Genomic DNA, 13,529 nt, shown 5'->3' with positions numbered 1-13,529 from the left:
AAAAAAGCAGAAAGGACTATCATGGCCGCCAAATCACTTCAGGATAAAGTCATCGTCGTCACCGGCGCCGGGCGCGGCATCGGCAAGGAGATCGCCTTACTCTGCGCGGCCGAGGGCGCCAAGGTCGTGGTCAACGATCCCGGCGTCGCCGCCGACGGCTCGGGATCAAGTGCCTCGCCTGCGGAAGAAGTGGTCGAGGAAATCAAGAAGCGTGGCGGCACCGCGGTGGCGAATTTCGAAACGGTTGCAGAGGCCATCCCCGCCAGCAAGATCGTCAAGATGGCGGTCGACAGTTTTGGCAAGCTCGACGGCGTGGTCAACAATGCCGGCATCCTGCGCGACGCGATCTTCCATCGCATGAGCATCGACGCCTTTGAATCCGTCATCAAGGTGCACCTGATGGGCTCATTCTACGTCTCGCATGCCGCAGCCCGGCTGTTCCGCGAGCAGGAAAGCGGTTCGTTCGTGCACTTCACCTCGACCTCCGGCCTGGTCGGCAATTTTGGCCAGGCGAATTACGCCGCAGCGAAACTCGGCATCGTCGGCCTGTCGAAATCGATCGCGCTCGACATGAATCGCTTCAACGTGCGCTCCAACTGCGTCTCTCCCTTCGCGTGGAGCCGGCTGATCGGCACCATTCCGACTGAAACCGAGGCGGAAAAGGCGCGGGTGGCGAAAATCCAGCAGATGGGGCCGGAAAAAATCGCGCCGATCTGCGCCTTCCTGCTCAGCGACGCCGCCAAGGACGTCACCGGCCAGATCTTTGCGGTTCGCATGAACGAAATCTTCCTGATGAGCCAGTCGCGCCCCCTTCGCTCGATCCATCGCGGCGAAGGCTGGACGCCACAAACCATCGCCGAACACGGCATGCCCGCGCTGAAGTCGTCGTTCTACAAGCTCGACCGCTCGGCGGATGTCTTTAACTGGGACGCGATCTAGCTGGGCTTCCCGGCGAACGCCGGGACCCATAACCACCGGCTTCAGTTGTTGGCAAAGGCAACTCCCGCGGCGCCCTAACGCGAGGGCACGGCGTATGGGTCCCGGCGTTCGTCGGGACCACGGTGTGGAACGATGACTATCTCTGGTTGCTCAATTCAAACTTCGCCCGCAATATGCCGGAATGTCGGCGCAGGATTTCCTCCCAACAAAAAAATCCCGGGAGGAAAGCATGACAAATCAAACGGAATTGCCCGACCACCAGTCCTTCGACCGCCGCAAACTGATCAAGGGCGCGGCGTCGCTGGCGGCAATGGCCGTGACCGTGAAAGCGGCCTCTGCTGCGACCGCACCACCGCTCGGCCAAACCGGCGCTCCGACCCTGTCCACGGGTCCGCTGCCCCTGGGACCACTAGCTGGGAGCCGCTATCCGGACTCTCATCTGGAGTCTGCAAAGCCCAAGGTTTCATTTGGGCCCAACGGTTTCCCGGCGTTCGCCGGAACCATGGCGGTTGAGCGCGTCGCGACCGGGATGCGCTGGGCCGAGGGGCCGGTCTACTTCCCGGCTGGGCGCTACGTGCTATTCAGCGACATTCCCAACAACCGCATCATGCGCTTCTCGGAGGACGACGGTCACCTGAGCGTATTCCGCCAGCCGTCGATGAACTCGAATGGCAACACCATTGATCGGGAAGGACGCCTGATCACTTGCGAACACAGCGGCCGACGGGTCACCCGGACCGAACTCGACGGCTCGATCACCATCATCGCCGACAAGTACAACGGCAAGAAGCTGAACTCGCCGAACGATGCGGTTGTCGCTTCCGATGGTTCGATCTGGTTCACCGATCCGGTTTACGGCATCGGCGGCTATTACGAGGGTGTCAAGGCCGAGCCTGAGCAGGAAAAGCACAACGTCTACCGGGTGGACCCAAAATCCGGTGACATCAGGGTTGTCGTCGATGACTTCGTCGAGCCCAACGGCATTGCCTTCTCGCCTGACGAAAAGAAGCTCTATGTCATCGACACCGGCTTCACGGACGGGCCGGACAACCCGTCGCATATCCGTGTGTTCGACCTCGATGTTGGCGCCGGAAAGGTGTCGAACGGCAAAATCTTCGCGGAAATGCCAAAACCCAGCATCACCGACGGGATGCGCTGTGACACCGATGGGCGTGTTTGGTGCTCCGTAGGTTGGGGCGATCCGAACGAAGACGGCGTGCGCTGCTACACCCAAGATGGCGATCTGCTCGGCAAGATCCACATACCGGAAACAGTCGCCAACCTGTGCTTCGGCGGTCAGCAACGAAACCGACTTTACATCTGCGGCTCGACATCGCTCTATGCGGTCTACACGAGTGTTCAGGGTGCCATGAAGCCATAGCGGGCGAATGGGGAGTGGCAAATAGCGAATAGTTAAGTGGCGAATGGAGAAAAGGGATTTTTCCCATTCGCTACCATTCGCCCTCTATCCGCTGTTCCTCAACCCCGCCGAGATGCCGTTGATGGTGAGCTGGATGCCGCGCAGCACCTGCTCGTCGGGGTTTTGCGCGCGGTGCTCCTTCAACAGCTCCACCTGCACGTGGTTCAGCGGATCGAGATAGGGGAATCGGTTGCGGATCGAACGCTCCAGGAGCGGGTTGCCCTGCAGCAGGCGCTCCTGCCCCATGATGTCCAGGAGCATGTCGATCGAGGTTTGCCACTCCTGCCGGATCCGTCCGAAGATGGTTTCGCGCAAACGCTCATCCGGCACCAGCTCGGCATAGCGCGAGGCGATCGCGATCGAGCTTTTCGCCAGCACCATGTCCATGTTCGACAGAAGCGTGCGGAAGAACGGCCACTCGCGGTAGAGTTCCCGCAGGAAAGGCATGCCCTTGTCGGGATGCTGCTTGATCCAGGCCTCGACCGCGCTGCCGAATCCATACCACCCCGGCAGCATCAGCCGGCATTGCGCCCAACTGAACACCCAGGGAATGGCGCGAAGATCCTCGATCTCGCGGGTCTTCTTGCGCGACGCCGGCCGGCTGCCGATGTTCAGCGTGGCGATCTCGGTGATGACGGTGGAGTTCCAGAAATAGTCCGCAAAGCCTTCGGTCTCATAGACCAGCCCGCGATAGGCTCTGAAGGCCAGCGCCGACAACTGGTCCATGGCGTCGAGATATTCGCGCTGCGGCGCGCTGTGCCGCGGCTGCAGCAGACTCGCCTCAAGAGTGGCGGCAGCGAGAATTTCCAGATTGTTGCGGCCGACTTCGGCGTTGGAATATTTGCTGGAGATGATTTCGCCCTGCTCGGTGATCCGGATCTGGCCGTTCACCGCGCCGCCGGGCTGCGCGATGATGGCGTCGTAGCTCGGCCCGCCGCCGCGGCCGACCGATCCGCCGCGGCCATGGAACAGCCGCAGCCGCACGTGGTGACGCTCGAACACCTCGATCAGGCCGATCTCGGCCTTGTAGAGTTCCCAGCCCGAAGTGACAAAACCGCCATCCTTGTTGCTGTCGGAATAGCCGAGCATCACTTCCTGCACCGCGCCGCGGCTGTCCACCAGCTTGCGATAATCGTGCAGCGACAGCATCCGGTCCATGATGGCGCTGGAGGCCTGCAGATCCTCGATGGTCTCGAACAGCGGAACGATGTTGATCGCGCTGCGGCCCGAGGGATCGACCATGCCGACTTCCTTCAGGAGCAGCGCGACCTCGAGCATGTCGGACACCCCCTTGCACATGGAGATGATGCATTGGGGGATCGTGTCGGCGCCGAACCTGGCGTGCGCTTCGGCGGCGGCGTGGAAGACTGCGAGTTCGTCCAACGTCTCCTCGCTGTATTTGACGAATGACGACGTCAGCGGCCGCGTGTTGCGCAGTTCGCCTGTGAGCAGCGCGATCCGCGCATCTTCGTTCAACGCCAGGTAGGACATGCCGGGCATGGTCGCATCGATCAACTCGGCGACCGTGCGTTCGTGCACGGCGGAATTCTGCCGGATGTCGAGGCTTGCGAGGTGAAAGCCGAAACAATCCACGGCGCGGCGCAACTGCCGCAACCGCCCGCGCGCGATCACGCCCGATTTGTTCGCGATCAGCGAGCGGTGGAGAATATCGAGATCAGCCTTGAATTCCGCAACATCGGCGTAAGGCGCGGCTTCGCCGACCGGCGGCCGGGTGGTTTCCACATCCAACCTCGCGGCGGTGGCGCTGAGCCGTGCATAGATGCCGGATACCGCCAGCCGATACGGTTCGCCGCTTCGATGCGGCGAGGTATCGGGCGAGCGCTCGGCGAGCGCGCGCAGGTCCTTGGAGACATCGGCGAGATGGGCGGCGAGCGACAGTTCGGAACCGAGCACGTGCAGTTCCTCGAGATAATAGCGCAGCACGCGGCTCGACTGCAGCCGCAGCGTCCCGCGCATCACTTCCGCCGTCACGAACGGGTTGCCGTCGCGGTCGCCGCCGATCCAGCTGCCCATTCTCAAGAAAGGCGCAAGTTCCCCCTGCGCGGCGTCGGCCTCGTTCAGCCGGTCCTCCAGCGCGCAATGCAGCCGCGGCACCTCATGCAGGAAGGTGTAGTCGTAGAACGACAGGCCGTTGGCGACCTCATCGAGCACGGTAAGCTTGGTCCGGCGCAGCAGATTGGTCTGCCACAGTGTCAGCACCTCACGGCGCAACTCCTCGTCGCTCGCCGCAATCTCCTCCGGCGTCAGCTGGACGCGCTCGCGCCGGTTCAGAAGTGCGGCGATCTCCATCTCGCGGTCGATGGTGCTCTTGCGGCGGACTTCGGTCGGGTGCGCGGTCAGGACCGGGCTGACCAAAGCGGTTGCAAAGAATTTTCGGAGGTCGGAGGAGCTGATGCCGGCGGCGCGCGCATGCGACAGCGTCTGCGCCAAGGTCCCCGCGCGAGGCGCTCCGGCAGCGGTCGAGTGCGCCCGCATCTGGCGGATGTTGTTCTGGTCTTCAGCGATATTGGCGAGATGCGAAAAATAGCTGAAGGCGCGCACGATGCGCACGGTCTGGCTGGTCGACATGCTGTCGAGGATGATCTCGAGCTCGCGCCGCGCCGGCTTGTCGTCGTCCCGGTGGAACCGGATCGAGGTCTGCCGGATGCGCTCGACCAGGTCGAACACGCCGGCGCCTTCCTGATCGCGCACGGTGTCGCCGAGGATGCGCCCGAGCAGCCGGATGTCATTCCGCAGCCGGGTGTCTTCTTCAATCGCCTGAGCGTCTTCGGCGCGATTGGACCGCAAGTCGGTATCGGAAGGCACGATCTGGGGTGACATGGCGCGATCCTCCAGAAGCTGCCCGGCAACCCCAAGTCTGCAATTTTTTTGCCGCAGCGCAAGATAAAGATAGAGGCGGTTGCCAAGTCGTCCCTGCTTTCGTGTGACAGGCTACTAAATCCGTCGCCCGGCCCGTTCCCAATAGGGATCACGCAGGCGGCGCTTGAAGATCTTGCCGGAATCCTCTCGCGGCAGGTTTTTGAGTATTTCGACGTGCTTCGGCACCTTGTAGTCGGCCAGCGCGGTCTTCAGTCGCGCACGGATATCGGCGACATCCAGCGTCACCCCGGCTTGCGGTTCCACCACCGCCATCAGCGCCTCGCCAAACTCCTCATCGGGAATGCCGAACACGGCGCAATCGTGCACGCCGGGAACCGAATGCAGCGCCGCCTCGATCTCGGCCGGATAGATGTTGACCCCGCCAGAGATCACCATGTCGCGCTTGCGGTCGCAGATGAAGACATAACCGTCTTCGTCGATGTAACCGACATCACCCGAGGTGATAAAACCGTCGCGATCTATCTCGGCGCGCTTCTCCGGCTTGTTATGATAGGTGAAATCGGGATTGCCCGAGATCCGCGAATAGATCTCGCCGATCTCGCCCTGCGGCAATATCTTTCCGTCCTCGCCGATGAAGCGAAGCTCGGCGCCGGGCGCGATTCTGCCGACGGTGCCGGGCTTCTTCAGCGCATCCTCGGAATTGGCGAAGGTGACCGCGCCGGATTCGGTCGAGCCGTAGAATTCATGGATCACCGGCCCCCACCATTCGATCATCGCCCGCTTGACGTCGGCGGGACAGGGTGCGGCGGCATGGATCACGTGATGCAGCGAGGACACGTCGTATTTCCTGCGCACGGCCTCGGGCAATTTCATCAACCGGATGAACATGGTCGGTACCATGAAGATGGTGTCGATCCGCTCGGCCTCGACGAGTCGCAAGAATTCCTCCGGCTCGAACCGCGGCATCAAGACCAGCGCGCCGCCGAGGCGGCCCGCGCGCAGGCCGAACGAATTCGGCGCCGAATGATAGAGCGGTCCCGGCAACAGCGCCCGTGCCCCCGGCCTCAGGCCGTAAATCAGCGCGCGCATCCGCTCCGCGGAGGCGCTTTGCTCCGGCGTCGGCGCATGGCGCCGCACCCCCTTGGGGTGCCCCGTCGTGCCCGAGGTGTAGATCATGTTGGCCGGCTGCGGCCGCGCCGGGCCGTCATAGGGCCGCTGCGCTTCGAGCCAGGTTTCAAGGTCGCGGGCGAAATCGGGCGTGGCGAGATGATCGGGATCGATCCTGTAATGACTAAGGATTTCCGGCGGCGCCGGCACGCCGAGAACAGTGACGCCTTTGGGAATCACATCGCGCAGCGGATAGAGCATGTCGGCATGAGCGACCAGAACGCGCGTGCCGGAATCCTCGAGGATGTAATTGATCTCCTCCGGCTTGAAGTGCCAGTTGACCGGCACCGCATAGGCGCCGAGCTGCATCGCGCCATAAGCCGCCTCGATGAAGGCGATGTCGTTGCGCATCAGGATGCAGACGCTGTCGCCCTGTTTGACGCCGAGCCCCTCGAAGCCACCGGCCATCCGCGCGGAACGATCGGCGACCTCGGCGTGGCCACGGCGGCGTTCGCCGCTGATGATGCCGGAGAAAAGGGGACGCGCTGTCATTGTCTCTTGCCGATCTCTTGCCGGGTTCGGGATTCAAGCCGTCATTCCGGGGCGATGCAGAGCATCGAACTCCGATGTGCAATTGCACATCGGAGAATCTCGCGGTTCCGGGTTCGCGTCTTCGACGCGCCCCGGAATGACGCCGAAGGCTTACCCAGCATCCGCAAAGCGCGGCGCGCGTTTTTCCATGTTGGCGCGCACCGCCTCGGTCTGGTTGGCACTGCCCAGCAGCTTCTGTTGCTCGACCGACTCCGCAAGCAGCGCCGGACCGGGATCGACGGAAAGATTGTTCAGCATGCGCTTGGCTGCGCGGATCGCGTCCGGGCTCTTGCCGGCGATCTCGCGGGCAACCTCGAAGGCGGTGGCCCGTGGGTCGTCGCAGATCCGCGTGGCCAGGCCGTAGCTCATCGCTTCCTGCGCGGAGAAAATCCGGCCGGTGTAGGTCAGCTCGCGCAGGATGTCGTCGCGCACGAGGCTCGCCAGGATCGGCGTCCCCGCCATGTCCGGCACGAGACCCCATTTGATCTCCATGATCGACATCCGGGCATCGGGGCTGAGAAAGCGCATGTCGGCGCCGAGCGCGAGTTGGAAGCCGCCGCCGAACGCCACGCCCTGGATCGCGGCGATGACAGGCACCGGAAGCTGCCGCCAGCCCCACACCGCAGCTTGCGGGAAATTGGCCAGCCCGTGGGTGCGCGCCGAAAGGTCGCGCTTTTCGCCGCCGGCAATGCCGTTGCCGCCTTTTTCCTTCATTTCGGCGAAACGGCCCATGTCGAGGCCGGCACAGAAGGCCCGTCCCTCCCCGGACAAGACCACCGCGCGGAGGCCTTTTTCCCTGGCAAGCCGCCCGGAAGTGGCGACCAGCGCCTCGAACATCGCGGCATCGAGGGCATTCATCTTGTCCGCCCGCACCAGGCGGACGTCCGCGACGCCGTCCGAAATCGTGACCGAGACGCGATCGTCCATGGATGGTTCCCCTGCTCTTCTTTGTTGTTGCCGCTTTACAGAACGGCGTTGTCCGGATTTAGTCAATCGACCAATTAACAGACAATCCTGCTAGGCGGAAACCCCCATGTTCAATGAAAAGCTTCTCGTTGGCCGGCGCATCCTGGTCACCGGCGGCGGCACCGGGCTCGGCAAGTCGATGGCGGCGCGCTTCCTCGAGCTCGGCGCCGAGGTCCATATCTGCGGCCGGCGCAAGGGCGTCTGCGACGAAACCGCGACCGAGCTGATGGACCTGTATGGCGGCCGGGTGATGAGCCACGGCGTCGACATCCGCAACGCCCTTGCGGTCGACGAGATGATCGAGACGATTTTCCGCGACGGCCCGCTCACCGACCTCATCAACAACGCCGCCGGCAATTTCATCTCGCGCACCGAGGATTTGACGCCGCGCGGGTTCGACGCGGTCGCAAACATCGTGATGCACGGAACGTTCTATGTGACTCACGCTGTGGGGCGGCGCTGGATCGCCTTGAAGCAGCGCGGCAACGTGGTGTCGATCACCGTGACCTGGGTGCGCAACGGCAGTCCCTATGTGGTGCCCTCGGCGATGAGCAAGTCCGCGATCCACGCCATGACAATGTCGCTGGCGACGGAATGGGGCCATTACGGCATCCGGCTCAACACCATCGCGCCCGGCGAAATCCCGACCGAGGGCATGAGCAAGCGGATCAAACCCGGCGACGAAGCCGGCGCGCGCACCAAGGCGCTGAACCCGATGGGTCGCGTCGGCAAGATGGAAGAACTGCAAAATCTCGCGGTGTTCCTGATTTCCGGCGGCTGCGACTGGATCAATGGCGAAACGATTGCAATGGACGGCGCCCAGGCGCTGGCGATGGGCGGCAATTTTTATCAATTGCGCGACTGGAAGGATGCGGACTGGACCGCGGCGCGCGAGTCGATCAAGGCGCAGAACGAAAAGGACCGTGCCGCGCGGGGTTAAACCACTTCCGTCATTGCGAGCGAAGCGAAGCAATCCATCGAAGATCACGGGATAGAAGCTGGATTGCTTCGCTTCGCTCGCAATGACGAAAACAAAACTAAAAACTCCACGGGAAGAAACATGTCCGATATCCAGCAACCGGCAAACCTTGCCGAGATGGTGCGGGCGCGGGCGAAGGCCCGCGGCAATGCCATTGTGTATGAATTCGAGGGCCGTCAGACCAGTTTTGCCGAATTCGACATCCTGACCAACCGCGTCGCCAACGCGCTGAAGGCGCAGGGGGTGCACCCTCGCGAACGCATCGCCTATCTCGGCAAGAACAGCGACGTCTATTTCGAGCTGCTGATGGGCGCGATCAAGGCCAATGTGGTGATGGCGCCGGTGAACTGGCGCTTGGCCGGACCCGAGATCGCCTTCATCGTCGAGGACTGCAAGGCGCCCGTGCTGTTCGTCGGGCCGGAATTCACCGGGCTGATCGACAAGATCAGGCCGCAACTGCCCAGCGTGCGCACGTTCATCGCCACCGAAAGCAGCGCGCCGGGCTGGCTGAACTACACAGCCTGGCGCGACGCCCAAAGCGGCGACGATCCGAAGGTGGACATCGACCGCAAGGATATCGCCATTCAGCTGTATACGTCCGGCACCACTGGCAAGCCCAAGGGCGCGATGCTCTCGCACGCCAATTTCCTCAACCTGGTGGAGACCGGCAGGGACGAAAAGCCGGACTGGAACAAATGGACCGAGGACGACGTCTCGCTGGTGGCGATGCCGATCTTCCATATCGGCGGTTCCGGCTGGGGCGTGATGGGGCTTTATCACGGCGCCAGGGGCGTGATCGCCCGGGAGTTCGATCCCACCAAGGTGCTGGACTTCTTCGAACAGTCCGGCATCACTAAACTGTTCATGGTGCCGGCCGCGATGCAGTTCGTGGTGCGGCAGCCGCGCGCGCGAAGTGTGGATTTCTCGCGGCTGAAATACATGCTCTATGGCGCGTCACCTATTCCCGCAGCCCTGCTGAAGGAATGCATCGAGGTGTTCGGCTGCGGCTTCGTGCAGATGTACGGCATGACCGAGACCACCGGCACGATCGTGGCGCTGCCGCCGGAAGATCATGTCGAGGGACTGGACCGGATGCGCTCGGCCGGCAAGGCGCTGCCCGGCGTTGAACTCGCGATCCTCGACATCAACGGCAACCGATTGCCGGCGGGCGAAGTCGGCGAGATTGCGACGCGCTCCGGCTCCAACATGGCCGGCTATTGGAACTTGCCGGAGGCGACCGCCCGGACGCTCGGCGCCGACGGATGGCTGCGCACGGGAGACGCGGGCTACATGGACACGGATGGCTATCTCTACATCCATGACCGCATCAAGGACATGATCATCTCCGGCGGCGAGAACATCTACCCGGCCGAGGTCGAAAGCGCGATCTGCGACCATCCCGATGTCGCCGAAGTCGCTGTCATCGGCGTTCCCGACGACCGATGGGGCGAAGCGGTCAAGGCGATCGTGGTGATGAAACAGGGCAAAGAGGCCACCGCGTCAGACATCATCAACTTCACCCGCGAACGCATCGCGGGCTTCAAGACGCCGAAATCGGTGGAATTCATCGCGGCGCTGCCGCGCAACCCGTCGGGAAAGATCTTGCGCAGACACTTGCGCGATCCCTATTGGGAGGGAAAGGACCGGCAGGTGAATTAGACGTCAGCGTCGTCTGCTTTCACGGTCGCTCCGGCAAGCCAACCGGTCGCGCGGAACGGCCTTTCCGCTGATTGCAGGAAGCCTGGCACGTTGCTTCCTCGCCGTTTCGCTATTTTCGATGGCCGTCAGGGACCCGAAAGGTCATTTAACCACCAACCGGGCGATTGCGGGTGCGGGTAAAACTCGGAGTCAATTTCGCCGCACGGACTTCCGCTTCACCCCTCAAGGCAGACATAGGGCGGGCAATTTGGCATGTCCGTTTCGTGCCAAAGGAGGAAGTGGAGGATCCATCCCACAACACGTTGAAGCGAAGATTCACCCCGGCCTTTTGCGTTTCTAAGCGGCGCGAACCGAATCGAGGAACTTGCTGACCTCGAGCTTGAGCCGGTTGCTATCGCTCGACAGGGATTTCGCTGCCGAATGAACCTGCGCGGAGGCCGATCCGGTCTCAGCCGCCCCGTGCTGCACGTCCATGATGTTGGAGGAGACCTGCTGCGCCCCGTGGGCGGCCTGCTGGATGTTGCGGGATATTTCCTGCGTTGCCGCGCCCTGCTCCTCCACCGCGGCTGCAATGGTTGAAGATATCTCCGACATGCGGCCGATGGTGTCGCCAATCTGCTTGATCGCCCCCACCGACTCCTGGGTGGCGGCCTGAATTCCCGATACCTGCTGGCTGATCTCGCCGGTCGCCTTCGCGGTCTGCTCGGCCAGCGCCTTGACCTCGGACGCCACCACGGCAAAGCCGCGGCCGGCCTCGCCAGCGCGTGCCGCTTCGATCGTGGCGTTCAAGGCTAGCAGATTGGTCTGGCCGGCAATGGTGTTGATCAGATCGACGACATCGCCGATGCGGCTTGCCGCCTTGGACAGCTCGCCAACGCGGTCGTTGGTGACGCGCGCCTGATCGACGGCCTCATTGGCGACCCGAGACGATTCCTGGACCTGGCGGCTGATCTCGTTGACCGATGAGGTCAACTCCTCGCTGACCAAGCCCACCGACTGCACATTGGTGGCGGCTTCCTCGGAAGCCGCGGCCACCGAAGTCGCAAGGCCCTGTGACCGTTCGGCCGCCACCGTCAAGGTATTGGCGGAGGCTTCCAGTTCGGTCGCAGCCGAGGACACGGCATCGACGATCTCGCCGACCGCGCCTTCGAACGCATCGGCAAGCTCGCGCATATCTGCCTTGCGCTGCTCGGCTTGACGTTGCTCGGCCTCAAGCTGCTCGGCGCGCAACCGGTCCGCCTCGATCATGTTGCTCTTGAATACCTCGACCGCGCCGGCCATTTCGCCGATCTCGTCCCTGCGGCCAATGCCCGGGATCGCAGTCTTGACGTCGCCGCCGGCAAGCTTGGTCATGGCGAAGACCATCGAAGCAAGCGCCTTGGAGATCGACCGGCCGATCAGCAGCGACAATCCGCACACCAGGACGGCCGCCAAAGCGAACGCGATCAGCATCCACGTTCTGACCGAGCTGCGCGTCGCCGCCTCGCTCGCTTCAGCCGTCGTGTACAGCTGCTCGACACTTTTCTCCACCTCGACAATCACAGGCTCGATTTCATGGAACGTCTTCGACATCGCGGCGCCATAGCTTGCTACTTCCAGCGCGCCTTCGGCCCAGGCGGAAAAATCCGCCTGATACTTTTCCAGCTTCTTGGCGATGTCGGCCTTCACGGCCGGTTGAATGTCAGCACTTGCCAATGACTTTGAGAATTCCGCGGCGACCTTCTTCAGTTCACCGACATACTTCTCGTCGCGCCGCAACATGAAGTCCTTCTCATGCCGCCGCAGCATCAGCATCGAGTTGGTCAGACGCGGATCGTCGATTTCCTTGAGCCTGGTTTCGATGTCGTGAACGGCGCCGCGCAGAGAACCGGTCAGGCCCAATTTCTCGTTCAGACCGAGCTTGATGTCGGCCTGGACCATGCCTGCAAAGCTTTTCACATAATTTGCAAAGCTGCGTTGCACGGTCTCGACCTTTTTTAGGATAGAGTTGAAGCCGCTGGTGCGCGCTGCGGACTTCAGTTTTTCGAGGTCGCGGTCGATCCCGGCAGTTAATTCCGAATGACGCTTCGAATAGGACTCGTCGCGGCGGAGTTGAAAATCCTTCTCGGCCCGGCGAGCTTCCAGCATCTTGATCGAAATCTGCTTGTTCAGATCGGAGATGGCGCGGCCTTCACTCGCGACAACGCGCGACGCGTCCTGCGACCAGCTTCCAACCTGATAAATCGCACCGAACGCCAGAAGCCCGGTCAGGCCGACGATGCCGATTGCGATGATCTTGTGGGTCAAACGAAGAGAAAAACTGGTCATCGTTTCATTACAAATTCTATAAAGCGCTTAAGTTGAGGGAAGACTTAGTGCTACTTGTGATGATATATTAGGCAAATGATGCGCCGTTAGGCTTAAAACTGACTTAAAATGGAACCGGGTTCCCCAATCGAACCGCAGAAGCCGCTCTCTACAGAGCCGAGCGTCAGCATGAGTTGGGACCGCCTGACGTGAGGGCGAAGTCCGTTCAGGGTCAAAAGCACGTCAAAGTGGACCCTTCGGCCCATGTCCGCTTTTCCCCCGATAGCGACCGAACTGCGGACCTTCCTGGAGGGTCCGGTTCGTGCCACAAGCGGTCATTTCTCAGTAGGTCACTTAACTAGGCGGTGGCATCCGATGACGGTGAAGCGGGCGATCGCCGCGACCGCCTGACGCATTGCTGACGTAAAAAAAACGGCCGCAGGGGCCGGGCTGAACCAAAGTCTGTTGCGCGAGAGGAGAAAACTACCCTTCTCGTGGCGGCGGCTAGACCACCTCAGCGAGCGGTTTTCAATCGTAGAAGAAATAGGCCCGCCGCAGGATCGCGGACGGGGGGCGACGGCACCGCGGTTCGTCTGTCAGCCCCCGGGGCCGTCCTTCATGATGTAGCCCATCAGGTCGTCCACGTTGTGCTCCAAATCCCGGATGATGTCCTTGACGACGTCTCCGATCGAGATCACGCCCACGACCTTGCCCGCGTCCAGCACTGGCAGATGGCGAAAA

Annotated in this window: 8 protein-coding genes and 1 pseudogene; 4 read left to right on the top strand and 5 right to left on the bottom strand. The window is 62.2% G+C overall.

Going from position 1 to position 13,529, the window contains the following annotated elements:
* The first annotated feature begins 21 nt into the window (after positions 1 to 21).
* Together QZ213_RS14145 and QZ213_RS14140 are read left to right on the top strand one after the other, a co-directional pair.
* The gene (locus QZ213_RS14145) at positions 22 to 939 is read left to right on the top strand and encodes an SDR family NAD(P)-dependent oxidoreductase (RefSeq protein WP_291686700.1); all 918 of its coding nucleotides are present in this window, start codon (positions 22 to 24) and stop codon (positions 937 to 939) included.
* 229 nt (positions 940 to 1,168) lie between these two features.
* The gene (locus tag QZ213_RS14140; RefSeq protein WP_291686699.1) at positions 1,169 to 2,320 is read left to right on the top strand and encodes an SMP-30/gluconolactonase/LRE family protein; all 1,152 of its coding nucleotides are present in this window, start codon (positions 1,169 to 1,171) and stop codon (positions 2,318 to 2,320) included.
* Positions 2,321 to 2,404: 84 nt separating this feature from the next.
* On the opposite strand, the gene ppc is transcribed toward QZ213_RS14140, so the two are convergent.
* From ppc to QZ213_RS14125, 3 genes are all read right to left on the bottom strand, one after another.
* Positions 2,405 to 5,200, bottom strand: a complete 2,796-nt coding sequence (gene ppc, locus QZ213_RS14135) for a phosphoenolpyruvate carboxylase (protein WP_291686698.1) — start codon at positions 5,198 to 5,200, stop codon at positions 2,405 to 2,407.
* A 114-nt stretch (positions 5,201 to 5,314) separates the two neighbouring features.
* A complete protein-coding gene (locus QZ213_RS14130) occupies positions 5,315 to 6,859 on the bottom strand; it encodes an acyl-CoA synthetase (protein ID WP_291686697.1) in 1,545 nt (514 codons plus the stop codon).
* A 150-nt stretch (positions 6,860 to 7,009) separates the two neighbouring features.
* Positions 7,010 to 7,825 (bottom strand): crotonase/enoyl-CoA hydratase family protein, encoded by an 816-nt coding sequence (locus QZ213_RS14125; RefSeq protein ID WP_291686696.1) that lies wholly within the window; start codon positions 7,823 to 7,825, stop codon positions 7,010 to 7,012.
* A 106-nt stretch (positions 7,826 to 7,931) separates the two neighbouring features.
* Between QZ213_RS14125 and QZ213_RS14120 the strand changes: the two genes are divergently transcribed.
* A complete protein-coding gene (locus QZ213_RS14120) occupies positions 7,932 to 8,804 on the top strand; it encodes an SDR family oxidoreductase (protein WP_291686695.1) in 873 nt (290 codons plus the stop codon).
* A 120-nt stretch (positions 8,805 to 8,924) separates the two neighbouring features.
* Complete coding sequence (locus tag QZ213_RS14115; protein ID WP_291686694.1) at positions 8,925 to 10,502, top strand: fatty acid--CoA ligase; 1,578 nt, start codon at positions 8,925 to 8,927, stop codon at positions 10,500 to 10,502.
* A gap of 336 nt (positions 10,503 to 10,838) precedes the next feature.
* On the opposite strand, the gene QZ213_RS14110 is transcribed toward QZ213_RS14115, so the two are convergent.
* Entirely contained in the window at positions 10,839 to 12,809 is a 1,971-nt protein-coding gene (locus QZ213_RS14110; RefSeq protein ID WP_291686693.1) for a methyl-accepting chemotaxis protein, read from the bottom strand.
* Between the two features lie 575 nt (positions 12,810 to 13,384).
* Positions 13,385 to 13,529 (bottom strand): annotated as a pseudogene (locus QZ213_RS27190) (CBS domain-containing protein); the annotation flags it as partial.

The organism is Bradyrhizobium sp., from assembly GCF_017881085.1.
Lineage (GTDB): Bacteria > Pseudomonadota > Alphaproteobacteria > Rhizobiales > Xanthobacteraceae > Bradyrhizobium.
This window is presented reverse-complemented; position numbering and strand designations above follow the sequence as displayed.

Excerpts from the sequence above, each read along its gene's own strand:
- QZ213_RS14110 (WP_291686693.1), bottom strand. The coding sequence starts at position 12,809 with ATGACCAGTTTTTCTCTTCGTTTGACCCACAAGATCATCGCAATCGGC.
- QZ213_RS14130 (WP_291686697.1), bottom strand. The coding sequence starts at position 6,859 with ATGACAGCGCGTCCCCTTTTCTCCGGCATCATCAGCGGCGAACGCCGC.
- QZ213_RS14140 (WP_291686699.1), top strand. The coding sequence starts at position 1,169 with ATGACAAATCAAACGGAATTGCCCGACCACCAGTCCTTCGACCGCCGC.
- QZ213_RS14115 (WP_291686694.1), top strand. The coding sequence starts at position 8,925 with ATGTCCGATATCCAGCAACCGGCAAACCTTGCCGAGATGGTGCGGGCG.
- QZ213_RS14125 (WP_291686696.1), bottom strand. The coding sequence starts at position 7,825 with ATGGACGATCGCGTCTCGGTCACGATTTCGGACGGCGTCGCGGACGTC.
- ppc (WP_291686698.1), bottom strand. The coding sequence starts at position 5,200 with ATGTCACCCCAGATCGTGCCTTCCGATACCGACTTGCGGTCCAATCGC.
- QZ213_RS14145 (WP_291686700.1), top strand. The coding sequence starts at position 22 with ATGGCCGCCAAATCACTTCAGGATAAAGTCATCGTCGTCACCGGCGCC.
- QZ213_RS14120 (WP_291686695.1), top strand. The coding sequence starts at position 7,932 with ATGTTCAATGAAAAGCTTCTCGTTGGCCGGCGCATCCTGGTCACCGGC.